This window comes from Pedobacter sp. 05L430 (assembly GCF_056397585.1).
Map to the genome: position 1 here is coordinate 1 of NZ_JBFTNT010000631.1, position 490 is coordinate 490.

General features: G+C 37.1%; 1 protein-coding gene. It reads left to right on the forward strand.

The genetic code is table 11. The annotated features are described in order from the left end of the window. Window positions 1-490 (forward strand): helix-turn-helix domain-containing protein (locus tag AC1DG9_RS27710; RefSeq protein WP_477635786.1); only part of this gene is annotated, 490 nt, incomplete at both ends.

Here is a 490-nt window from a genome sequence, read left to right on the forward strand (position 1 = left end):
GAAAAAATAGGAACCCTACAGGATTCACCGTTGTTTAAAATAGGGGGATCACCAATATTCTTTGTAAATGACGAGCAGCAGCAAGAAATCTCGGTCATCTTTAAGAAAATGATTTCTGAAGTATCCTCAGATTATATTCATAAGTATGATCTGTTACGTAATTACCTGCATCTCATTATTCATGAGGCCATGAAATTGCAACCTGCTCTGAATTTTGAAAAAAATACCAATGCTTCCTCAAGGATAGCAGGTTTATTTCTGGAATTACTTGAAAGGCAATTTCCTATAGATACACCTGAAATGGGACTCCAGTTAAAAACTGCCAATCATTATGCTGAAAATCTTTCCGTTCATGTAAATCACCTTAATCGTGCTGTTAAAGAGGTTACAGGTAAAACAACCACCGAACACATTTCATCCAGAATAGTAAAAGAAGCCATCGCTTTGTTGCAGCATACAGATTGGAATGTTGCTCAGGTAGCTTATGGGC